19 protein-coding genes and 1 riboswitch are annotated in these 21,515 nt (G+C 68.1%); of the genes, 6 read left to right on the forward strand and 13 right to left on the reverse strand.

Annotated features, from left to right (window positions below; genetic code table 11):
* Positions 1-189: 189 nt before the first annotated feature.
* A complete protein-coding gene (locus ABZS43_RS07760; protein ID WP_355035042.1) occupies positions 190-1,683 on the reverse strand; it encodes an MFS transporter in 1,494 nt (497 codons plus the stop codon).
* Between the two features lie 148 nt (positions 1,684-1,831).
* On the opposite strand from ABZS43_RS07760, the gene ABZS43_RS07765 reads away from it, so the two are divergent.
* The 3 genes from ABZS43_RS07765 to ABZS43_RS07775 all read left to right on the forward strand — a co-directional run bounded on the left by ABZS43_RS07765 (position 1,832) and on the right by ABZS43_RS07775 (position 5,277).
* Positions 1,832-2,548, forward strand: a complete 717-nt coding sequence (locus ABZS43_RS07765; protein WP_355035043.1) for a TetR family transcriptional regulator — start codon at positions 1,832-1,834, stop codon at positions 2,546-2,548.
* Between the two features lie 52 nt (positions 2,549-2,600).
* A riboswitch (SAM riboswitch) is annotated at positions 2,601-2,711 on the forward strand.
* 89 nt (positions 2,712-2,800) lie between these two features.
* Positions 2,801-4,126 carry a bifunctional o-acetylhomoserine/o-acetylserine sulfhydrylase gene (locus ABZS43_RS07770; RefSeq protein ID WP_355035044.1) on the forward strand — a complete coding sequence of 442 codons (1,326 nt, stop codon included), beginning with the start codon at positions 2,801-2,803 and terminating at the stop codon, positions 4,124-4,126.
* A 41-nt stretch (positions 4,127-4,167) separates the two neighbouring features.
* A complete protein-coding gene (locus ABZS43_RS07775; RefSeq protein WP_355035045.1) occupies positions 4,168-5,277 on the forward strand; it encodes a homoserine O-acetyltransferase in 1,110 nt (369 codons plus the stop codon).
* 38 nt (positions 5,278-5,315) lie between these two features.
* Here ABZS43_RS07775 and ABZS43_RS07780 read toward each other — a convergent pair whose 3' ends face one another.
* Positions 5,316-5,561 carry a DUF3017 domain-containing protein gene (locus ABZS43_RS07780; protein ID WP_355035220.1) on the reverse strand — a complete coding sequence of 82 codons (246 nt, stop codon included), beginning with the start codon at positions 5,559-5,561 and terminating at the stop codon, positions 5,316-5,318.
* 264 nt (positions 5,562-5,825) lie between these two features.
* Here ABZS43_RS07780 and ABZS43_RS07785 point away from each other — a divergent pair, with 264 nt between their 5' ends.
* Positions 5,826-6,377, forward strand: a complete 552-nt coding sequence (locus ABZS43_RS07785; RefSeq protein ID WP_355035046.1) for a hypothetical protein — start codon at positions 5,826-5,828, stop codon at positions 6,375-6,377.
* A gap of 52 nt (positions 6,378-6,429) precedes the next feature.
* Here ABZS43_RS07785 and ABZS43_RS07790 read toward each other — a convergent pair whose 3' ends face one another.
* Complete coding sequence (locus ABZS43_RS07790; RefSeq protein WP_355035047.1) at positions 6,430-7,092, reverse strand: isochorismatase family cysteine hydrolase; 663 nt, start codon at positions 7,090-7,092, stop codon at positions 6,430-6,432.
* A 389-nt stretch (positions 7,093-7,481) separates the two neighbouring features.
* Between ABZS43_RS07790 and ABZS43_RS07795 the strand changes: the two genes are divergently transcribed.
* Positions 7,482-7,946, forward strand: coding sequence for a tRNA (cytidine(34)-2'-O)-methyltransferase (locus ABZS43_RS07795; RefSeq protein WP_355035048.1), 465 nt, complete (start codon positions 7,482-7,484; stop codon positions 7,944-7,946).
* Here ABZS43_RS07795 and ABZS43_RS07800 read toward each other — a convergent pair.
* From ABZS43_RS07800 to ABZS43_RS07825, 6 genes are all read right to left on the reverse strand, one after another.
* On the reverse strand, positions 7,943-8,164 hold the full coding sequence (locus ABZS43_RS07800; protein ID WP_355035221.1) for a DUF167 domain-containing protein: 222 nt from the start codon (positions 8,162-8,164) through the stop codon (positions 7,943-7,945). The genes ABZS43_RS07795 and ABZS43_RS07800 overlap by 4 nt on opposite strands.
* A complete protein-coding gene (locus tag ABZS43_RS07805) occupies positions 8,130-9,182 on the reverse strand; it encodes a DUF4349 domain-containing protein (protein WP_355035049.1) in 1,053 nt (350 codons plus the stop codon). Before ABZS43_RS07805 ends, ABZS43_RS07800 begins: the two co-directional genes overlap by 35 nt.
* 16 nt (positions 9,183-9,198) lie before the next feature.
* A complete protein-coding gene (locus ABZS43_RS07810; protein WP_355035050.1) occupies positions 9,199-10,164 on the reverse strand; it encodes a M48 family metalloprotease in 966 nt (321 codons plus the stop codon).
* 147 nt (positions 10,165-10,311) lie between these two features.
* Complete coding sequence (locus ABZS43_RS07815) at positions 10,312-13,722, reverse strand: error-prone DNA polymerase (protein WP_355035051.1); 3,411 nt, start codon at positions 13,720-13,722, stop codon at positions 10,312-10,314.
* Positions 13,723-13,806: 84 nt separating this feature from the next.
* Positions 13,807-15,054 carry an MFS transporter gene (locus ABZS43_RS07820; protein ID WP_355035052.1) on the reverse strand — a complete coding sequence of 416 codons (1,248 nt, stop codon included), beginning with the start codon at positions 15,052-15,054 and terminating at the stop codon, positions 13,807-13,809.
* Positions 15,055-15,288: 234 nt separating this feature from the next.
* Positions 15,289-15,729 (reverse strand): hypothetical protein, encoded by a 441-nt coding sequence (locus ABZS43_RS07825; protein WP_355035053.1) that lies wholly within the window; start codon positions 15,727-15,729, stop codon positions 15,289-15,291.
* 391 nt (positions 15,730-16,120) lie between these two features.
* Here ABZS43_RS07825 and ABZS43_RS07830 point away from each other — a divergent pair, with 391 nt between their 5' ends.
* A complete protein-coding gene (locus ABZS43_RS07830; protein WP_355035054.1) occupies positions 16,121-17,131 on the forward strand; it encodes an SDR family NAD(P)-dependent oxidoreductase in 1,011 nt (336 codons plus the stop codon).
* A 102-nt stretch (positions 17,132-17,233) separates the two neighbouring features.
* Here the strand turns inward: ABZS43_RS07830 and ABZS43_RS07835 are convergent, their stop codons facing one another.
* From ABZS43_RS07835 to ABZS43_RS07850, 4 genes are all read right to left on the reverse strand, one after another.
* Positions 17,234-18,235 (reverse strand): sucrase ferredoxin, encoded by a 1,002-nt coding sequence (locus tag ABZS43_RS07835; RefSeq protein WP_355035055.1) that lies wholly within the window; start codon positions 18,233-18,235, stop codon positions 17,234-17,236.
* Between the two features lie 138 nt (positions 18,236-18,373).
* Positions 18,374-19,129, reverse strand: a complete 756-nt coding sequence (locus ABZS43_RS07840) for an alpha/beta hydrolase (RefSeq protein ID WP_355035222.1) — start codon at positions 19,127-19,129, stop codon at positions 18,374-18,376.
* A gap of 48 nt (positions 19,130-19,177) precedes the next feature.
* On the reverse strand, positions 19,178-20,749 hold the full coding sequence (locus ABZS43_RS07845; RefSeq protein WP_355035223.1) for a DNA polymerase Y family protein: 1,572 nt from the start codon (positions 20,747-20,749) through the stop codon (positions 19,178-19,180).
* On the reverse strand, positions 20,749-21,498 hold the full coding sequence (locus ABZS43_RS07850; RefSeq protein ID WP_355035056.1) for a hypothetical protein: 750 nt from the start codon (positions 21,496-21,498) through the stop codon (positions 20,749-20,751). The genes ABZS43_RS07845 and ABZS43_RS07850 overlap by 1 nt, the downstream gene beginning before the upstream one ends.
* Positions 21,499-21,515: the final 17 nt, after the last annotated feature.

Here is a 21,515-nt window from a genome sequence, read left to right on the forward strand (position 1 = left end):
GTGCGGGGAGGTGCCACTGTGCGCAACCTCGCAGCGTACCCGGGTAACGGCGTTAGTTATTACTCGCAGGTAGGTATTGGGTGATCCAGACCACGTCCGCGCAGGTCACGCATGGATCGCACCGACCCGCAGAAAGCGACGAGGGTCCGCGCGCCCAACCCGGCGCACGGACCCTCGCATCCCCTCGAGTCAGACCGTCATCGGAACCTTCACACCCTCCTCGGCCCCTTCGATCAGATTCTCCGGCTTATCCCTGATCATCAGCGCGACCACCGCGACAGCGGCGAGGAAGAAGCCCGCGCCGACGTAGAACGCGACGTCGTAGCTGTGGATGGAGGCACGCGCGGTGAGATCGCCGAGACCCTGATTGTCGATCACATAATTCTTGGCGACCTGCACCGAGATCGTGGTGAGCAGCGCGGTGCCCACCGCGCCGCCGACCTGCTGCGCCGCGTTCAGCAGCGCACTGGCCACACCGGAATCCCGTTCCTCGACCTGATGCAGGGCAACGGCTTGCATTCCGACGAACAGCGGACCCATGCCGAGCGCGATCAGCGACTGGGCGGGCAGCACGCTGAGCGCGTAGCCGTCGCCGAAGCTCAGCTGGGCGAGCCACAGCAGGCCGATGACACCGAGGACGGCGCCGGTCAGCATCAGCGGACGGGGGCCGAATCTGGGCAGCAGGCTACTGGTGATACCCGCGGAGATCGCGATGCCGATCGGGAAGGGCAGGAAGGCGACACCGGCCTTGAGCGGCGTGTACCCCAGCGTGTTCTGGAAGTAGAAGCTGAGGAACAGGAACATCGCGAACATCGCGATCGGAACCAGCAGCGCCACGAGCAGCGCGCCACCCCGGTTGACCTCACCCGGAATACGCAGCGGAAGCAGCGGATTCGACGAGCGCTGCTCGACGGCGACGAATACCGCGAGCAGCACGACACCGAGGGCGAGCAGCCCCAGCGTGCCGGCCGAGGTCCAGCCGGCTTCCGCGGCACGGCTGAAGCCGTACACGATGGCGATCAGACCGAGGGTGACGGTGATCGCGCCGGGCACGTCGTAGCCGCCCGTGCGCGGTGCGGGCACATCCCTGACGACGAAGGTCAACGCGCCGACCAGCGCGATGATCGCGATCGGGGTATTCACCAACAGCGTCCACCGCCACGAGGCGTATTCGGTGAGCGCGCCACCCGCGAGCAGGCCGATCGCGGCGCCGCCCGCCGAGATGCCGGCGAAGATGGAGAAGGCCGTCGCCCGCTCCTTCGCCTCGGTGAACGTCACCGAGAGCAGTGACAGCGCGGCGGGCGCGAGAAGCGCGGCGAAAGCGCCCTGCAGGCCGCGGCCCGCGAAGAGCTGCGCCCCGTTCTGCGCGAGGCCCGCCAGCGCCGACGCGGCGGCGAAGCCGATCAGGCCGACCATGAAGATCCGGCGACGGCCCAGGTAGTCCGCCATGCGGCCGCCGAGAAGCAGCAGACCGCCGAAGATCAGCGTGTACGCGGTGAGCATCCACTGCTTGTTGCTATCGCTGATGTCGAGATCACGTTGTGCGAAGGGCAGTGCGATGGTCACGATGGTGGCGTCGAGAACCACCATGAGCTGCGCCAACGCGATGACTGCGAGGGCGAGCCAGCGTGCGGAACTCCCCCGTTTCTCCGGTGCTTCGGCCACCGATGCGGTGTCGGTCATCTCGGTCTCCTCGTTCGAAGTGCTGGACTCTCGGATCAATTCGGCCAATCCTGTCACCGTCAGACAATTGGCGTCAAGAGAAAAATGTCGCAATCGGACATTTGTCGGTTGCGGACAGCGACTGGGCGCCGTGCGATAGAATGCGGACATGCTCGACTCATCAGCGCCGATCGCCGCGGCGGCCGACGCCCGCGCCAACGACCCGGCCGATGGTCGGTGCGGACGGGGACCGAGCCTGCGCGAGCGCAAGAAAATACAGACCCGTGCGCGAATCATCGAAGTGGCGCTCGACCTGTGCGACGCCCAAGGGTTCGACGCGACGACGGTCGAGCAGATCGCGCATGCCGCCGACGTCTCGCCGCGCACCGTTAACCGATATTTCGAGACCAAAGAGGACATCGTCCTCGGACCGGTCGCCGACTTCGGCGAGGGCGTCGCCACCGCGCTGCGGCAACAACCAAGCACCGACGGCGACCTGCCCGCGCTGTGCAACGCCTACCTGGACATGATCGACCGCGCCACCGCCGGGGACAGCACATCCTTCCGGCAGTTCCAGCAAATGCAGCGGATCGCTCGCAGCAGCCAGACGGTTAACGCGCGCGCCCTGGAATTCGGCGAGACCAAGACCACGGCGATCAGTCGCTGCCTAGCCGAACGCGCGGGCACGGCGCCCGACGCGCTTCCGGTCCGGCTGGTGGTGGCGACCTGGCAGATGCTGTGTCATATCGCGATGGCGGATTCGGAGGAACTGGTCGTCAACGGCGACCCGCAGACCGCCGCCCGCGCCGCCCGCGCCGCGGTACTCACCGCGTACGACGAGCTCCGACGCATCTGCTCGCACGCGCGCCCGCTCGACTCCGCGTGATATTTCCAACGGGATTCGGGCGTTGCCCGACCGCCGGTTACCATGTTTGTCAGGTCATGAGTGCCAGCGCCAAGCCCCGGCTCGCTGGACGGCAACCCTCCAGCTGCGGTGGGGTGCTCCGGGTGATGACCGGGTTCCCGAAGGCCGGGAGCAAGCGCGCTGTTCAGGAGGATCCCGAAATGTGTTGTTGTCCGTCGCCCGCAATACGATAACCCGTTCGTCCGGCGAACAACCCCCCATTTGGAGAACGATATGAGCGAACCCATCGCGTCCCCGATCGATCCGGCCGCCTGGTCCTTCGAGACCAAACAGGTCCACGCGGGCCAGTCCCCCGATCAGAGCACCGGCGCCAGGGCCCTGCCGATCTACCAGACCACCTCGTACGCATTCCGCGACACCGCGCACGCCGCGGCGCTGTTCGGTCTGGCCGAACCAGGCAATATCTACACCAGGATCATGAACCCCACCCAGGACGTGGTGGAACAGCGCGTCGCCGCGCTGGAAGGCGGAGTGGCCGCGCTGCTGGTGGCCTCGGGGCAGGCGGCGGAGACCTACTCGATCCTCAACCTGGCCTCGGCGGGCGATCACATCGTCTCCAGCCCGCAGCTCTACGGCGGCACCTACAACCTCTTCCACTACTCGCTGCCCAAACTCGGCATCGAGGTCTCCTTCGTCGACGACCAGGACGATCCGGAGCAGTGGCGGGCCGCGATCCGGCCGAACACCAAAGCCCTCTACGGCGAGACCATCGCCAACCCGAGCGGCGCCATCTTCGACATCCGCGGTGTCGCGGACGTGGCCCACGCGGCCGGGCTGCCGTTGATCGTCGACAACACCGTCGCTACGCCGTACCTGATCCAGCCGCTTGCCCACGGCGCCGACATCGTCGTGCACTCGGCGACGAAGTACCTGGGCGGGCACGGCACGGCCATCGGCGGTGTGATCGTGGACGGCGGCAACTTCGACTGGACGGTGCGCGACGAGAACGGCGCGGCTCGCTACCCCGGTTTCACCACACCCGACCCGAGCTACCACGGCGCGGTCTTCGCCGATCTCGGCGCACCGGCCTACGCGCTGAAGGCGCGCGTGCAGTTGCTGCGCGATCTCGGCGCCGCGATCTCGCCGTTCAACGCGTTCCTGATCGCTCAGGGCATCGAAACGCTGAGCCTGCGACTCGAACGGCATGTCTCCAATGCTCAGGCCGTCGCCGAATTCCTCACCGAGCACGCGGACGTCGAAGCCGTCTTCTACGCTGGCCTGCCCACCTCGCCGTGGCATACGCGCGCCAAGGAGCTGGCCCCGAAGGGTGCGGGCGCGATCGTTGCGTTCGACCTGCGCGGCGGGATCGACGCGGGCAAGAAGTTCGTCGACGCGCTGACACTGCACAGCCACGTCGCCAATATCGGCGATGTGCGCTCGCTGGTGATCCATCCGGCCTCGACCACCCACTCGCAGCTGACACCCGAGGAGCAGTTGGCCGCGGGCGTGACACCGGGACTGATACGTCTCGCCGTCGGCATCGAGGGCATCGATGACATCCTGGCCGATCTACGCGCCGGTTTCGCGGCGACCTCGTGACCGTGAGCGCCGAGCCGAGCACCACCCGTCCAGCGACCGGTGTGACACTTCTGCCACCGCCGGACGGGCGGCTCGGCGTGATCGCCATCGGGGATGTCGCGCTGGAGAACGGCGCCGTCGTCCCCGACGTGCTTCTCGCGGTGCAACGTTGGGGTGAGCTCTCCCCCGCGCTGGACAATGTCGTACTGGTCGAGCACGCGCTGACCGGTGATTCACACGTGGTCGGCGGGCCCGACGACGCCCACCCGCAGCCGGGCTGGTGGGAGGGCATGGTCGGCCCCGGTGCGCCGCTCGATACCGACGAGTGGTGTGTGATCGCGACGAATGTGCTCGGCGGCTGCAAGGGCAGCACCGGGCCCTCCTCCCTCGCTTCCGACGGAAAGCCGTGGGGCGCAAGGTTTCCGGAGATCTCCATCCGCGATCAAGTGACCGCGGAGATCGCGTTGACGCGGTTGCTCGGCATCGACCGGTTGGCCGCCGTGGTCGGCGGGTCGATGGGCGGCATGCGGGTGCTGGAATGGATGATCGAAGCACCGCAACGAGTGGCGGCGGCCCTGGTGCTCGCCGTCGGCGCGCGCGCCACCGCCGACCAGATAGGAACCCAGACCACCCAGATCGCCGCCATCAAGGCCGATCCGGACTGGCAGGGCGGTGATTACCACGACACCGATCGCGCCCCGATGACCGGCATGGGCATCGCGAGGCGGATCGCGCACCTGACCTACCGCACCGAGTCCGAATTGGATCACCGCTTCGAGAATCACGCGCAGGACGAGGAAGATCCGTGGCGGGGTGGTCGCTACGCGGTGCAGAGCTACCTGGACCATCAGGCCGAAAAGCTCTGTAGCCGTTTCGATCCCGCCACCTACGTCCTGCTCACCGAGGCGATGAACCGGCACGATGTCGGCCGCGGGCGCGGCGGTGTCGCGGCGGCGCTCGCCTCGACCCCGGTCCCGTGCGTGGTGGGCGGCGTCGACTCCGATCGGCTGTATCCCCTACGGACACAGCAGGAATTGGCCGACGCGCTACCCGGCTGCGACAGGCTGGAGATCGTGCATTCCAGGGACGGGCACGACGGATTCCTGACCGAGGCCGCCGCGGTGTCGAAACTGCTGATCGAAACCATGCGGCTGGCACGCGAACATCGCTGAGCGGTACCGGGGTTGGTTCCTCACCAGCCCGGGGCTGGTCAGCCGACGCCGACCGTGCTGATCGTGGCGGCGATGGTCACGATGGCGGAGCCGAGCAATCCGAGGGCGGCCACATCGAAGGGTCTGCTGCGCACCGCGAGCAGTCCGACGCGCGCGGTCGGCAGACACAGCCGGAACGCCGCCGCGAGCAGGGTGGCGCCCCCGAAGAACAGCGCGCCACGTCGCCACCGATCGGAGGCGACGAAGACCACGGCCAGCACGATGACCAGGGTCACCACGACCATCGGCAGATGGCAGCGCAGGAACTGTTCGCCTGCGCTCGGCTTCCTTCCCGCGGGCGATTCGACATCGGTCACGCCCCCGATTCTTGCAGACCCCGACCCTACGAGCACCCGGCCCTCACCCCGAGGACGAACTCGGCGCCCGATGCCCGACCGGCGCTCGGCCCCCTTGACCGGTGACCGTCGGCCGTACCAGACTGGGCGCGGCATACGGGGCCCGCAGATCTGGCGGAACCTCGATCATCGGGGACGAATCGGGGGAAGACCATGCGAATCAATCGTGCCGTCATGACCTTCGTGGTGCTGGCGACCGCCCTCGGCGGCGCGGGAGGCTGTTCGGGGGACACCGTGGCCGAGTCGGCGACACCGAATTCCGTGGCGTCATCGACCACCGTCGCACCGCCGCTGCCCGACTTCGGGCCGCTCGGGTACGGGAAGATCCGGCTCGGCATGAGCGTCACCGATGCCAAGGCCACCGGGGAGATCGCGAAACTCGAGGACATGGGCGGCGACCCGCCCGGATGTGGCCGCTACACCGCCGCCGCGGGCTGGAGCGGCTTCTACAACCAGGGCGAAATCGTCGCGATCACGCACAACAAATTGCCCGCCCACACCCCCGAGGGCATCACAGTCGGCTCCACCCTGGAACAGGTGCGCACCGCCTACCCCACCCTGAAACTCGGTCATAACTGGAGTTCCGCCGACGTCCCCGGCCACCCCGCCCACTACGGTTTCCTCGGCATTCGATCCGAGAGCCCGCCCGAGGCGAAGGTCACCCAGATGCTGCTCTACAACGACAAGGACACCTGCCACAACTGATCGACCCGCTTCATCGCCGATGTGCCACGAGCCGCAGGTGATTCACATCGAATCAGAATATCGCCGCCTGATCCGGTCGGTTCGCCAGAAGCGGTGTGATCGTGTCGACGTCAGTGACCATCGCGTGCCCCTGGAAGGCGAATTCGTCGTAGGCCCTCGCCATGGCCTCCTTGTCCTTCCCGCCACAGGCGTCAGCGATCACCACCGGCACGAATCCCAGGTCGGTGGAATGCGCGACGGTGGGCGCGATGCCGATCTCCAACGCCACCCCGCAAATGGCGTAGCTGCCGATACCGAGGTCGCGCAGCGTAGCGGCCAGCGGAGTGCCCTCGAACGCCGACATCGAAGTCTTGTCGAAGACGATCTCATCCGCCTGCGGTCGTAACTCGGGAACCAACTCGAAGGACGGAGTGTCGCGCTGCAGGATCGGTTTCAACTCTTCGACGGTCTCGACCCGCTGCCAGCTCATCGCCATACGCAGACCGAATACGCCACTGAGTCGAGGTGGCAAGAAGAAGTGGCGCAGGAAAATCACCGGATAGCCGCCGCGCCGCGCCGCCTCGACCAGCCGCACGACCCGCTCGATGATCTGCGGTCCGTCGCTCAGTTGCGACAACACCCCGACCTGCATGTCGTATACGAGCACCGCCATTCGGTCCGGTGCGCACACGTCGGCGAGTCCTTCGGGTATGTCGAGTCCGTTGCCGAACCGCATCGTCCCCGCTCCTTACATCGATAGTGTTCTCCGGGATGACCGCTGTCCACGGCGATCCGATCGGGCTCCGACCACTGTACGTCCAGCGACACTGTGCGATACCTCGATGGCACGTGCCCCGATCTACCTCAACGGCGAGACGGCAGCTAGACCACCTTCGCGATCTCATTCGTGCTGACGGCGGTTTCGGACACAATCTCCCGAACGATGCGCTCGGGGTCACTCCGATCGTCCAGAGGGATCACATCGACGGCCGACCGGCCGGCATGACTGGGCCAGACCAAAGCGATTTCGCTTCCCGACGCCGTCGTCACCAGAACGCCCTGACGACCAGCTACCCGACTGACCAACTCATCGACGGACAGCGACCACCTGGTTGACTGATACTTGTGTTCCGACTGATGTTCCACGAGCCCGCCATCCCGGGGAATACCGGTAATGCGATTCGCCTGGTCGCGGGCACCGGATGCGAATTGCATCTGGTCGAGCCATTGGGATTCGACCTGTCCGAATCGAAGTTGCGGCGGGCCGGGTTGGATTACCACGATCTGGCGTCGGTGACGGTGCACGGGAGTCTCGCCGAGGCGTGGCGGACACTGGAGCCGGAGCGGGTTTTCGCGTTCACCACCCAGGCGACGACGCGCTACACCGATATCGCATATCGGGAAGGCGACGTGCTCCTGTTCGGCACCGAGCCCACCGGACTTCCCGCGCAGGTGCTTGCCGATCCGCACATCACCGAACGGCTGCGGATTCCGATGCTGCCGGGGCGGCGATCGATGAATTTGTCCAATGCCGCCGCGATCACGGTGTACGAGGCGTGGCGGCAGCACGGGTTTCCCGGCGGGGTTTAGCGGTCCACCTCGAAACGTTTGAAGCGGGAGGTCGCGCCCGCGGTCAAACGGACCGCGCTCTTGGGGACGCCGAAATGGTCGGCGAGGAGTTCGATGGCGGCTTTATTGGCCTTGCCCTCGACGGCGGGTGCGCGAACGTAGAGCTGAAGGGTGCCGTCGTCGAGGGTTTCGACGAGCGGGCCCTTACGGCTGTTCGGTTTGATCGTCACCCTTACCACCGTTGGGGGCACCGGATTCTCCTTCCTTGGCAACGGTTTTCGTGGTGTCGGGGGTGGATTCCGCGGTTCCGGTCGCGGCCTCTGCGGCACCGGTCCTCGCTTGCGCGGTGTCGGGAGCCGCCCGGCGCCGCTCGGCTTTCGGTGTTCGGCCCGCCGCGGCGCCCCCCGTCGGACGCCGCCGCACCAGGCGCGCGATCCCCCATACCACCGTGCCGACCACCGCCAGGAATCCGAGCCATGGAATCGCCTTGCCGACGAAGACGACAGCATCCTGCAACCAATCCACCAGCGAATTCCAGCCGGAGATGACTCCGTCCCAGAAATTGCCCGGGTCGTCGTCGTGGTCGGACTTCTGCTCCGTGGCCGTGATGTCGACAGTCAGGCTGGAAAGGCTCACCTGGTCGTCGAGCAATCGTTGCCGCGCGGTGAGGCTGTCGAGTTCGCCCTGCCTGCTCGACAGCGCGTTCTCGGCGGCGAGCAGGTCGGCCGTGCTGGTCGCGCCCGCGATGAGCGCACGCAGCCGGTCCACCGAAGCCTGCAACGCCTTGATCTTGGCGTCGAGATCCTCCCACTGCATGGTCACGTCTTCGCGATTGGTGCTGACGCGGGTGAGTTTGCCGACGCCGCCGAGTCCGTCGATGAACCTGTCGGTCTTGTCGGCGGGTACGCGCACGGTGAGCGACGCGCTTGGATCGTCATCGTCGGTTCCCGGTTGTTCGGTGCGGCTGTCGATCCGTCCGCCCGCGGCTCGCACCTGCTCCGCGACTGTCGCGGCCGCGGCGATGGGATCGTCGGCGGTGATGTCGACGCTGCCGGTGACGACTTCCTTGCGCGCGACCGTATCCGGCGACTGCCCGCGACTGTCGGCGGGTGAGGGCGCCTGTTCGCGCAGACCGGGCGGCGTTATGGCGGGCGCGACCGTCGACGCGGATTCCAAGGTCGACGTCGTCTGACTCCCGCAAGCCACGAGCAGCACCGAACCCAGGAGACCGATGCACAGCACCGCAAGCTTCCGCATGATCGCAGAGTAGTCGTTACGCGGACTGCGGCGGCGGGATAACGCGGCCAGGGTCGGCCCAAGCGCCCCTGCGGGTTCGGATGGCGCGAAGGCGCGTCTCGATCGGCGGGTGGGAGTCCAGCAGCCTGGCGATCGGCCTCGATTTCCGTCGAGACGAGTGGTGGCGTAACCACAGATCGAGCACGGTACGGGTTTCCCGCCCGTACCCGAGGTCGACGGCGACACCGTCGGCCTGGATTTCCGACCATCGCCGCTGTGCCTGTTTCGCGAACGGCTCCACCAGCAGTGCCGTCGCCGCGCATGCCACCGCTGGTGCGCCGAACACCCGCGCCGATCCGATGGCCGCTGCCGCGAACACCAGCGCCCTGGTCGGCGCGAGGACCGTGAAACAGATGACGTCCATGGCATTTCGCATGCCGAACAGTCGCAGCAGCGCGACGAGTCCGACGATATGCGCTGCCTGCGCGACGAAAACGGCGAACAGCCAGGTGATCTTGCGATAGACGGTCCTGATGACACTGATCGGCAGGCCATACCAGTAGGCCAGCATGTGCGCACGCTGACCGCCGCCGAGATGATGGCCGAGTTCGTGGGCCAGTACGGCCTCCAGTTCGCGCGGGCCGAGTGCCGCAACCGCCCATCCGGTGACCGCGACGATGCGTCCCGGTGCGGCGAGTGCGTTGACGTCGCCGGTGTCCTGGACCCAGAGCGAGTAATCGGCGGCGCGCACCCGCGCGGCGTGAGCGACGTTGTGCCAGGCCGGAATCAACGCGGATTGTTCCTCGGGGCGTGGTCTGCGGACCCCGAAGATCCGCGGCGCCATATCGGCGGTCGGCGCGGGAATGAGTGGGCCGACAAGTGACCAGGCGAGTATCAGTCCGAGGGCGAACCGCGGGCCTGCGAGGGTGCCGACGCCGTAGACCAACAGTCCGCTGAGCACCGTCGACGGCAGCGAAACCACCAGCACGACCATGGCCGTCATGCCTCGGGCGCACGGCGATACCGCAGTCCGATCCGATATGCCTGCGCGCATAGGGTGTTCATCCCGTCGGTCGTCGGCCGGATCCACCGTACTTCACCTCCTCCCGGCCGTGAACGACCTGAGGGACCGGGCTCGCGCGCTGGTTCGTCAGCGGAAGTCGCGCGAGGTGGAATCGACACGGAGATCCATGCGCTGCAGATGTTCCGCGACGACGCTGACCGCCCCCTCCGCATTCTGCACCCGGCCGCGAATGAGCAGCGCCGGTGCGCCCTGGGCCAGTCGCCGGTAGCGGGTCCACAGGCCGACCGAGCAGACGATATTCACCATGCCGGTCTCGTCTTCCAGATTCAGGAAGGTGACGCCCGCCGCGGTGGCGGGCCGCTGCCGATGCGTGACCGCGCCGCCGACCAGCACCCTCGATCCATCGGGGACAGCGAGCAATCCGGCGGCGGGGATGACGCCGAGCGCGTCCAGTCGCGGGCGCAGGAATTCCGTCGGATAGGTGCCGGGAGAGACTCCGGTCGCCCAGACGTCGGCGGCGGCCAGTTCGAGATCGCTCATACCGGGCAGGGCGGGTGCGGTGGTGGCCGCGCCGGTGCCTGGCAGGCGGTCGGGGCGTTCGCCCGCGGCGGCGCCCGCGGCCCACAACGCCTCGCGCCTGGTGCCGCCGAGGCTGCCGAGCGCACCCGAGGTGGCGAGCGATTCCGCCTGCGGGACAGTCAGTTCCACGCGTCCGGTCAGATCGAGGAAGGAGGTGTATGGCCCGGCTTCTCGTGCCGCCACGATCTTCTCGGCCAGTTCCTCGCCGATATGGCGCACCGACGACAGTCCGAGTCTGATGCTCGTACCGCGATCTTCCAGCGTCGCCTCGGCGCGACCGGCGTTGATATCGGGACCGCGCACCGTGACGCCGTGTCTGCGCGCGTCGGCCACCAGCGACTGGGGCGAATAGAAACCCATCGGCTGTGCTCGCAGCAGCCCCGCGCAGAAGGCGGCGGGATGGTGCAGTTTGAACCAGGCCGAATAGAAGACGAGCGAGGCGAAACTCTGCGAATGACTCTCCGGGAAACCGAAATTCGCGAAGGCGTACAGCTTCTCGTAGATGCGGTCGGCTACCTCGCCGGTAATGCCGTGCAGGTCACGCATGCCGCGATAGAGGCGTTCGCGTAATCGCTCCATCCGTTCCGGTGACCGTTTGGAACCCATGGCACGGCGCAGTTGATCGGCCTCGGCCGCGGTGAATCCGGCGACGTCGACGGCCATCTGCATGAGTTGTTCCTGGAACAGCGGAACCCCGAGGGTGCGTCGGAGCGATTTCTCCAGCGCCGGGTGGTCGTAGCGGACCTTCTCCTGCCCGTTACGGCGACGGATATACGGGTGCACCGAACCGCCCTGGATCGGGCCCGGCCGGATCAGCGCGACCTCCACCACCAGATCGTAGAAATTCCGGGGTTTCAGGCGGGGCAGGGTAGCCATCTGAGCGCGCGATTCCACCTGGAAAACCCCGACCGAATCGGCGCGCGAGAGCATGTCGTAGACCCCGGCCTCCGCCAGGTCGAGCCGGTGCAATTCGACCGTCTCGCCCACGTGTTCGCGCACCATATCGATCATGTAGTGCAGCGCGGAGAGCATGCCGAGGCCGAGCAGGTCGAATTTCACCAGACCGACGGCCGCGCAATCGTCCTTATCCCATTGCAGGACACTGCGACCGGGCATCCGCGCCCATTCCACCGGGCAGACATCGGCGATGGGCCGGTCACAGATCACCATGCCGCCCGAGTGGATGCCGAGATGTCGCGGCAGACCCTCGATATCGGCGGCGAGTTCGAGTACCGGCTCCGGGATATCGGTGCCGGTCTCGGCCGCGACGCCGGTCCAGCGGCTCACCTGTTTACTCCACGCGTCCTGTTGGCCCGGCGAGAACCCCAGTGCGCGAGCGGCATCGCGGACCGCGGATCTGCCGCGATAGGTGATCACATTCGCCACCTGGGCCGCGTATTCGCGTCCGTATTTCGTATAGACATGCTGGATCGCCTCTTCCCGGCGATCGGATTCGATATCGATATCGATATCGGGCGGACCGTCGCGCTCCGGCGAAAGGAACCGTTCGAAAAGCAGCTCATTGGCGACCGGATCGACATTGGTGATGCCGATGGCGTAGCAGACCGCCGAATTGGCCGCCGAACCCCTGCCCTGGCACAGGATGTCGTTGTTCTTGCAGAAGGTGACGATATCGTGCACCACCAGGAAGTAGCCGGGAAAATCGAGTTCGTCGATGGTCGCGAGTTCGTGTTCGAGTTGGCGATACGCCCGGGGATCACCGCTCGGTGGACCGTAGCGGGCTCGCGCCCCTTCCATGGTGAGCCTGCGCAGCCAGGAATTCTCGTCGTGGCCGTCGGGCACGGCGAACGGCGGCAATCGGGGAGCGATCAGCCGCAGGTCGAAGGCGCATTCGCGCGCCAGTTCCGCCGCGTTCGACACCGCGCGCAATCCCGCCCGTCCGGCCCCAGCCCCCAGCAGTCGCGCCATCTCCGCGCCGGAGCGCAGATGCGCGCCACCCGCCGGGGCCAGCCAGCCCGCGATATCGTCCAGACTCTGCCCGGCGCGGATCGCGGCCAGCGCCATGGCGCGGCGACGTTGTCCCGGTCCGGCGAAATGCGCACCGGTGGTGGCCAATACGGGAAGACCTACCCGGTCGGCGAGGGCGATGAGGTGGGCGTTGCGCTCGTCGTCCTCGGGGACGCCGTGGTGGGTGAGTTCCACGCCGACCCGGTCCGCGCCGAACCGATCGATCAGCTCGCGCAGTGCCGCCTCCGCCCGCGTCAACCCGGTGTCCCCGGCCCGCAGATCCTGTTCGACGGCCTGCCTGAGGTGGCCTTTTCTGCAGCCCGTCAGGATATGCCAGTGCCCGTCCGCCGCCGCGGCGAGCGCGTCGAGGTCGTAGCGGAGGATGCCCTTCTCTCCCGCGGCCATATGCGCGGCCGAGATCTCCCGCGCGAGCCGCCGGTACCCCTCCTGGCCCCGAGCCAGGACCAGCAGATGCGGACCGGCCGGATCCGGCGAGCCGGTGCGCGGCGCGGAATCCCGCGCGTGGGCGGACTGCGCGACCGGCCGCCTGCCACCGCGCCCGGAGAGCCCGGGGAGAACGTGCCCGCCCGGATCGAATCCGGAGCCGAGTGAGAGCTCCGAGCCGAAGACGGTCGGCATGCCCCACTCCTTGGCCGCCTCCGCGAAGCGCACCGTCCCGTAGAAACCGTCGTGGTCGGTGAGCGCGATCGCCTCGAGCCCGAGCCGTACGGCCTCCTCCACCAGTTCCTCCGGCTGACTCGCGCCGTCGAGAAAGCTGTAGGCCGAGTGGGCGTGCAGTTCGGCATAGGGCACGGCGGGGCCGTCGACCCGGTTGATCGGCTCGGCCAGGTATCGGCCGCGTTTGCGCGACCAGGCCGGGCTGTCGCCGCCGTCGCCGGGGTGCATCGTCTCCGGATTCGTCCGGCCGGGACGCCCCGACAGCACCCGTTCCATCTCCGCCCATGTGGGCGGCCCGTTACCCCACCCCACCAGCGCATCACCTCCTATCTATCGAACATACATTCGATAGATGAGAAGTCATGCATCGGGCCGACGAATCGCCGAGTTCTTCGGTTAGGCGACCCGGACGTCCTCGGCCGACGCGGCGACCTCGGGTTCGAACATGTGCGTCCGTTTCGGCAGCAGGAGCGGGGTGGCGAGCAGGAGAACGCCGGACATGGTGATCGCGGTCAGCGGGTTGGTGAGTGTGGCGAGGATGCCCCAGACCACCATCAGGACAGCTTGGAGGAGTTTGCCGCCGACACTCCAGGTACTGAGGACTCGAGCGGCATGATCCGCGGATACCCGTTGCAGGCGTTCTGTCGCGTAGATCGGAGTGAAGACGCCCATGCAGGTGATCAGCAGGCCCTCGACGATGATCACCGTGATGAGCCCGGAGATGCCGGGATGGATGAACGCGAGACCGAGCGGGAAGATCGATCGCGACCAGCCGGAGACGATCATGACCCGGTGCCGTCCGTAGCGGGCCACGAGGGGTGCGGAGAGCCGGGCGCCCACGAAACCTCCGAGCGCCGGACCGCCGAAGGCGAGACCGTATTGCCAGGCCGGGAAGTGGTATTCGCCCAGCAAGAGGACGGCCAGCAGCGGGGCGGTGGCCATGATCAGGCCGCCTACCAGGATCGAGTTGAGGAACAGGCGCAATAGTGCGTGGTCATGGCGGATGAACCGCCAGCCGACCAGCAGGTCCGCGCACCGCAACCTGGCGGCCGGGTCACGGGGGGTCGCGATGTCGCCGCCGCGGATGCGGAGAACCCCGAGCGCGGACAGTAGGTAGCTGAGGGCGTCTGCCATGACGGTGACGACCGGGCCGAGCAGTCCGGCGAGCGCACCGCCGAGAGGCGGCCCTACCGCGGTCGCCACCCAGGTCGTGCCTTCGAATCTCGCGTTCGCGACAAGGAGGTGATCGCCGCGGACGAGGTGTTTCAGGTACGCGCCGGAGGCGGCGGTGAAGACGATGCTCGCGGTTCCGGAGACGACCGAGGCAATCAGCAGTTGACCGTAGGTCAGTAAGCCGAGGACGTAGGTGATCGGAACACTCGCCATCGCGAGGAACCTGGCCAGGTCCATCGCGATCATCACCGGGCGTTTGGCCCGGTGCTCGATCCACGGCCCGAGCGGGAACGCGACGATCGCCGCGACGACGAGCCCGGCCGCCTCGAGCAGCGAGACGGCGAATGCCGGTGAGTGCAGCACCCGCACCGCGATGAGCGGGAACGCGCCGAAGGCGATCCACGTGCCGTATGTACTGACGGCGTAGGCCGACCACAGCCAGCCGAAACCGCGTCCCAATTGCACAGGCATGCGACTCCTTCGCAGCAACCGATATTCGGTACATCTGGCCGCGGCGAACTACGACCTACGCCGCATCCCGATCGTGAATCCGACGCTCACATACGCGCTTTCGCTCATCTTCCACGAAACGAATCCGCACCGAGGACCAGGGGTGATCATCGACCACCCCGCAAGCCCGACACCGGTCCCGAAGACAGCTCGACTCCCCTCTCGGGTGAGGACCCCGCGCCGCAGCCGCGCGGATTACTCGGCCATCAACCGTTCCGCCGATCCGGCCACGAGGGCGGCTTCCACCCGATCCAGCCCGGCCCGGATCATCGCGCCGTAGGCGTCCTCCGCCAGGATCCGGAGATGACCGCGAGCGATAGCCAGTTGCATTCGGGCGCCATCGAAATCGCCCACCCTGCGGTGACTGTCGGCCAGATTGAGGTACAGGGAGGGCAGGAAGCAGCGCAGTCCGTCATCGAGCGGTATGCCGGGACCGAAAACCGCGGCCAGCGCTCGCTGATCCCAGATCAGCGACTCCTCGGCAGTCTTCTGCAGAACGGCCAGATGATGCGCCACCACGCAGCGTTGCAACGGATCTCCGGCCGGACCTAGCTCATCCCACAGCGTGCGCAGGACGCGACGTCCCGCCTCCGAGTTACCACTGCCGAGCCGCACCGCGGCAAAGATGTCCGCCATCCGATCGTCCGCCATGCGCACGAGTATCGCACATATGTTCGATAGATTCGAGGCTTGCCGAAAGGAATCACCGAGCCTTTGCGCGAGGATTGCCCGAACAGGTTTCCCGCCCGTCCACCGAATCTTCGATACGCCGAATGCCTTACCGCGGAGTATCTTCGAAATATCCCGCGACCAGCGGCGGGACCGCGATCCCCGGCGCGAGGACTACCGACCGCGACGCCGCTGAGTGGCAACCCGGTGGCGTCGAACGCTTCGACCGGACGCCTCTCACCGCGCCGACACCGCCTGCCCGGTCCGGCGAGGCGGAACCTCGACGCCGGCGACCACCACTTGGCAGTGAACTTACTTCGGAGTAAGTTCATGCTCATTCGACTGCGAAGGAGCAGCCATGAACGCAGCGTCGGGCAGCGACTCACCGGGTGACGAACCGTCACCCGACGCGATCACCGCCGCGGGTGAGCGGATCCGGCGCGACCGGCGCAGCCGCGACCTCACCGGTCGTCACGTCGTGATCACCGGCGCGTCCTCCGGTATCGGCAGGGCCGCCGCACTGGCTGTCGCGGCAAAGGGCGCGACCGTCTTCCTGCTCGCCCGCCGTGGTGACGAACTCGCGGACGTCGTCGAGGAGATCAGGGCCGCGGGCGGCAGCGCCTACGGTTACCAGTGTGATGTCACCGAATCCGATTCGGTGGACCAGATCGTCAAAGCCATCCTCGATGAGCACGGCCACGTCGACATGCTGGTGAACAACGCGGGCCGCTCCATCCGGCGCGCCATCCACCGCTCCACCGACCGGCTGCACGACTACGAGCGCACCATGGCGGTCAACTATTTCGGCGCGCTGCGCATGACGCTGGCCTTGCTGCCGCAGATGCGCGAACGCGGTTTCGGCCACATCGTGCAGATCAGCAGCGCGGGAGTGCAGGTCGCCACCCCACGGTTCTCGGCGTACCTCGCGAGCAAGGCGGCACTCGATAAGTTCACCGAGGTCGCCTCGGTCGAAACCATGGCGGACGGTGTCACTTTCACGACCATCCACATGCCGCTGGTGCGCACCCCGATGATTGCGCCGAGCGGCGCTCAGGGTCCGTCCGAATCCCCCGAATGGGCCGCCGCGACCATCGTGCGCGCCCTCGTCGAACGCCCCAAACGCATCGATGTGCCGCTGGGCACCTTCGCCGAATACGGCGCGCTCCTCACCCCCAAGATCCGCGACCGCATCCTGCACCGCTACTACCGGGCGCTGCCGGACTCACCCGCCGCCAAGGGCGAACAGGCCGACGAAGCGCCGGAAACCGCTGTCCCGCACTCCGAGCCGCGACAGCGGTCGGCGGCTCGCCGCGTCACCGGCACCGCGCTGCGCCGCGCCGCGCGCTGGGTACCGGGAACGCACTGGTGAGCGCACCCATCCCCACCCCGCAGGGGGCGGTGGGGATGGGTGCGACGCAAGCGCTCGGACGCAGGTCGACGAGGACAACGACCGCGACAAAGGCCGGTGAGCCTACGACACGGGTCGGACCGGCGGCAGCGGGCGCGGGTCGCCTGCCACGACGGCGGTGGCCGGTTTGGGGTTCGCGCCGCAACTGGCCTGACGCGGGTCGAAGGTGACGGTACGCGCGCTCACCCGCCAGCGGCGGCCATCCCTGTGAGTGACCACCGCGGTCGCGGTCACCGCCGGATCAGCGGCATCCGCGGCATCAGCAACCGCGGCATTCGCAGCCACGTAATCCGCTGGCGCGATGCCGTTTTCGGGTTCCATGTGGACGAGCAGATCATCCGCGCCCGCGGCGGCGATCCTGCGGACCGCGATATCGGCGGCCTGCTCGACCGGGTGATGGCAACTGCGACCACGCAGTCCGGTCAGGGAGACCGCACCGCGGCGGGCGGCCTCCACCGCCTCGATGGCCGCGGCGGAATCGACCCGGCCGTAGGTCGATCCGGACGGCAGTAGGACCATGGCGGGGGCGAATCGGTGTCCGCCGGTATGCGAACACTCCCAGACCTGATCCGGATAGCGCGCGGCCAGCGCGGCCGCGATCGGCCTGCCGAGCAGGGCGCAGCACTGGTCGCGTTTTCCGTGCGCGCACACCAGCGCCAGCGGATCACGCACCGGCGCGCCGATTCCCGGCGGCGGGCCGTTGAGCAGGTCGAGATCCAGCTCGAGCAGCTGTTTCACATCGGTGATCTCGAAACGTTCACACCAGGAGCCTTCCTGGCGTGAACTCGCGATCAGCACCGTGCGCGTACCGGTGAACTCGTACCGCCCCGGCCGCCTGATCAGCGTCGGCCGCACCCGCGCGGCCTTGGTGCGCGCCGCGAGCTCCTCGGTGATCTCCGGACCGAGCACCGCGTCGCCGATCACGTCGCGACCCCACCCGCCGGGATGTTCGATACACAACCACCCGGTTACTCGGGTCGCCGTTCCCGGCAGGGGAAGATCGACCGCGGCGGCCGAACAGGTCATGCCGTCGAAGCGGGTGACGCCGAGTGGCCGCGGGGTCATCCGGCGCCCCGTTCGGGCGCTCGCCCGCGCGGGGCACGCATGATTCTCACTGTAGGGTCCCGGTCTGCGCGGACATTTCGCCGCCGTGATGTCGGATTCCCCACAACATGACGCGACAATGTCCGCGCGGGCCGGGTATCACGCCAGGAACGGAACAACCACGGCCTCGAATTCCCGATGACGATCACGATGAATGCTGTGACCGCACGTGAACGCGCGCACGGTGCAGTCCGAGACGGCGGACTGCACGATCGCCAGCTTCTCCGGATCGACCATGCCTCCGGAACCGCCGCGCAGCATCAGCGTGGGCGCGGTGATGTCGGGGAGCCGATCCCACCACTGCGGATCGGGTTTGCGGAACTGTTCGAGCGCGGTCGCGGTCATCGTGCGGTCGAAGGCGAGGACGGCACGGGGATGGCGGATCAGGCTGGACGCGGCATGCCAGAGTTCGGGCACGCTCGGGAATCGGCGGGTCAGCGTCATCTGCTCGGCGCCGGAACGCGCGGGCAGCGGGCATTCCTCGATGACCAGCCTGCGGACCAGATCGGGACGCTGCTGCGCCACGCACGACACCGCGTAACCTCCGAGCGAATGCCCGACCAGATCCACCGACGACTGGCCCAACCCCTCGATCAGCCGCAGCACATCGGTCCCGAAATCGGCGAACAGGTATGAGTCGGAATGTGAGCTGCGCCCGTGACCGCGCAGGTCGGGGATGATCACGCGCCTACCGCTCTCGATCAGGGTGCGCGCGAAACGCTTCCAGGTATGCCCGTCACCCCCCATGCCGTGGACCAGCACGATCGGTACGTCGCTTGGGCCGGGTCGAGCAGTTGATCGGCCGGTCGCCGTCGCGGAATCCCGGTAGGCGATCCGCACATCACCGATCGCCATCCTGGTCACCGACAGATCCACGGTATTGGAGCGTACCGGGAGCGCGGCTCAGTCGTAGAGGCCCTCCGCCCGCCATATCTCGTCGCGGTAGATGAGGAGCAGGACTCTGGCGTCGGTTTCCTTGCCGTCGAGTTGCACCTGGGCGCGGGCGGACGCGGCGGCGGATTCGGGGGTCCACCAGTGTTCGTCCACCGGCCACGGACCCGCCCATCCGGCCAGCTGCCACTGCCTGCTGCCCCAGCGCAGAGCCGCGGGCTCGGCGGAGAACAGGCCGCGGGCGGTGACGCTTACCGGGCTGCCGTCGGCGGCTTCCAACAGCACCGGAGGACGGTTCAGCAGTAGTACGGCGGGGGCGGGCTGGGGCAGACGGCCCGGCCAGGGCAGCGCCGGATCGGTGGCGGGCACCAATTCGTCGCCGAGCACGACCATCGTGATGCGTTCGGCGGGGCCGCGACCGCCGCTGAGAACCCCGACCCGCACCGCTTCGCCGCCGAGCAGACCCTGCACCCGGATCAGGGCGCGCCTGGCACGCTCGTCCTGCTCCCCGACGCCGCCCCACAGTCCGAGTTGCAGCGCGCCCGCCTGCGCGATCTCGACGGGCTCGAGGCGCAGCAGGGTGATCGGCGCGCTCGGGCGGTCGCGCCGGGTCAGCCAGCCGTCCAACTGCCAGCGCACCCGATCTGCCGTACCCTCCGGGGTCAGCGGTTCAGCGCACCGCCAGATACGCGAGAGCCGCTCTCCCGCTTCGGTTTCCGCGAGCACCGAAAGTCTGGTGCAGGATACCGACGCGGCGGCGAGGGCGGCGTGCAGCCGGGTCGCGAGCATGCGGCCCGCGAACGCGGCGGCGTCGACCCGGTCGATCGGCGGATCGCAGCGGTACTCCACGGCCAATTCCGGCGGCGGTCGGCGCGCCGAAGGGGGACGCTCCGGCACCGCCCTGGCGCAGCGATGCGCCAGCACGGCGTCGACGCCGAAGCGCGAAGCGACCTCCACCGGACTCAGTGCGGCGAAATCACCGACGCGTCGCAGGCCGAGGCGGTGCAGCAGATCCACCAGGTCGGCGCGTTGCGGGGCGGCCAGACTCGGTTCGGCGGCCAGTTCGGAAATCGGCAGCGGCGCAAGGAACCGCGCCCCCTCCCCCGGCGGCACCAGCGCGCCCCGTTTGGCGGCGAGCACCGCCGTGGAGAGTTCGTCGGCGATGCCGATCTGCGCTTCCGCACCGAGCGCGGCCACCGCGTCGACGAGACGTTCGGCCGCCGCTTCCTCGGATCCGAAAAACCGTGCGGCTCCGCGTGCCCCGAGAACGAGCAGTCCAGGCCGCAGCACCTCCACCCCCGGCACCGTCGCGTCCACCGCCGACAGCACCGGCTCGAAGAGGCGCGCGTCCCGATCCCTGTCGTCCTGCGCAAGGAACAGACCGGGACATCGCGCCTGCGCCTCCCGCCGCCGTAATCCCCGCCGCACCCCCTCGACCCTGGCCACCGCCGAACACGCCACCACCCGGTTCCCGGACAACACCGCGACCGGTCGCGTCGCGGGCAGTTCCGCCGCCGCTGCCGCCGCCACCGCTGGCCAGTCCTGGCACCACACGGCGAGCACCCGAGCACGCCCCGGCCGAATCACGCGCCGCGCACCGCGACCGGCGTCTCGCCCGTGCCCGCCGGATTCTCCCGCCTGACCCATTCGACGCGTCCCGCGTTCGGGCACAGGTCGATGCGGCCACGACGCGGCGGGCCCGACTTGGCGCGGACTCCGACGTCGAGGCAGAGCGAACGCAGACGGCCGTGGCCTGCGCCGAGCCCGGCATGGCCGCAGACGCGGGCGTCCAGCCGCAGGGTGGGGTTGGGCCAGTGACCGTCGGTGACCACGAGGGTGGCGCCACGGCTGCGGGCACGGGCGGCGATCACCCGGGACCGGGATGGCGCCACCGAGGTCTCACCGAGGCCGAGCACCACCAGATCCAGGCCTTCGAGCAACACCGCGGCGATCTCGACGGGGTCGGGGCCGGGATCGGACACCACGGCGAGTCGCGTCAATTCGGCGCCCATCTCCACCGCGGCGAGCAGACCGAACCGGGGCATCCCCACCACCGCGGCGTGGCCGCCGTGTTCGGTCACCGCGGCGAGCAGACCTGCCAGCAAGGAGCGCGCCCCCGCGTACGCCACGACCGAACCCTTGACCAGACCGCCATCGGGCAACAATTCCGCAAGGGCGCTCGGCACCGGAAGCGCTTCCCTGCGCAGCTCGGTCCCATGGGGAATCCGCGCCGCCGCCGACTCCCCGCGCCCCGGCACCGCGGCCATTCTCCTGCGGAGTTCCTCCAGCTTCCACTGGTGATTCTCATCCCCCACCCGCACGTCCGAACCCATCACAACCACCTACTTCC

It is taken from the genome of Nocardia sp. NPDC005366, from assembly GCF_040606855.1.
Taxonomy (GTDB): domain Bacteria; phylum Actinomycetota; class Actinomycetes; order Mycobacteriales; family Mycobacteriaceae; genus Nocardia.

Excerpts from the sequence above, each read along its gene's own strand:
- ABZS43_RS07780 (WP_355035220.1), bottom strand. The coding sequence starts at position 5,561 with ATGGTCGTGGTGACCCTGGTCATCGTGCTGGCCGTGGTCTTCGTCGCC.
- ABZS43_RS07790 (WP_355035047.1), bottom strand. The coding sequence starts at position 7,092 with ATGCGGTTCGGCAACGGACTCGACATACCCGAAGGACTCGCCGACGTG.
- ABZS43_RS07850 (WP_355035056.1), bottom strand. The coding sequence starts at position 21,498 with ATGGGTTCGGACGTGCGGGTGGGGGATGAGAATCACCAGTGGAAGCTG.
- ABZS43_RS07760 (WP_355035042.1), bottom strand. The coding sequence starts at position 1,683 with ATGACCGACACCGCATCGGTGGCCGAAGCACCGGAGAAACGGGGGAGT.
- ABZS43_RS07820 (WP_355035052.1), bottom strand. The coding sequence starts at position 15,054 with ATGCCTGTGCAATTGGGACGCGGTTTCGGCTGGCTGTGGTCGGCCTAC.
- ABZS43_RS07840 (WP_355035222.1), bottom strand. The coding sequence starts at position 19,129 with ATGGCGATCGGTGATGTGCGGATCGCCTACCGGGATTCCGCGACGGCG.
- ABZS43_RS07810 (WP_355035050.1), bottom strand. The coding sequence starts at position 10,164 with ATGACGGCCATGGTCGTGCTGGTGGTTTCGCTGCCGTCGACGGTGCTC.
- ABZS43_RS07835 (WP_355035055.1), bottom strand. The coding sequence starts at position 18,235 with ATGACCCCGCGGCCACTCGGCGTCACCCGCTTCGACGGCATGACCTGT.
- ABZS43_RS07805 (WP_355035049.1), bottom strand. The coding sequence starts at position 9,182 with ATGCGGAAGCTTGCGGTGCTGTGCATCGGTCTCCTGGGTTCGGTGCTG.
- ABZS43_RS07785 (WP_355035046.1), top strand. The coding sequence starts at position 5,826 with ATGCGAATCAATCGTGCCGTCATGACCTTCGTGGTGCTGGCGACCGCC.
- ABZS43_RS07825 (WP_355035053.1), bottom strand. The coding sequence starts at position 15,729 with ATGGCGGACATCTTTGCCGCGGTGCGGCTCGGCAGTGGTAACTCGGAG.
- ABZS43_RS07830 (WP_355035054.1), top strand. The coding sequence starts at position 16,121 with ATGAACGCAGCGTCGGGCAGCGACTCACCGGGTGACGAACCGTCACCC.
- ABZS43_RS07770 (WP_355035044.1), top strand. The coding sequence starts at position 2,801 with ATGAGCGAACCCATCGCGTCCCCGATCGATCCGGCCGCCTGGTCCTTC.
- ABZS43_RS07765 (WP_355035043.1), top strand. The coding sequence starts at position 1,832 with ATGCTCGACTCATCAGCGCCGATCGCCGCGGCGGCCGACGCCCGCGCC.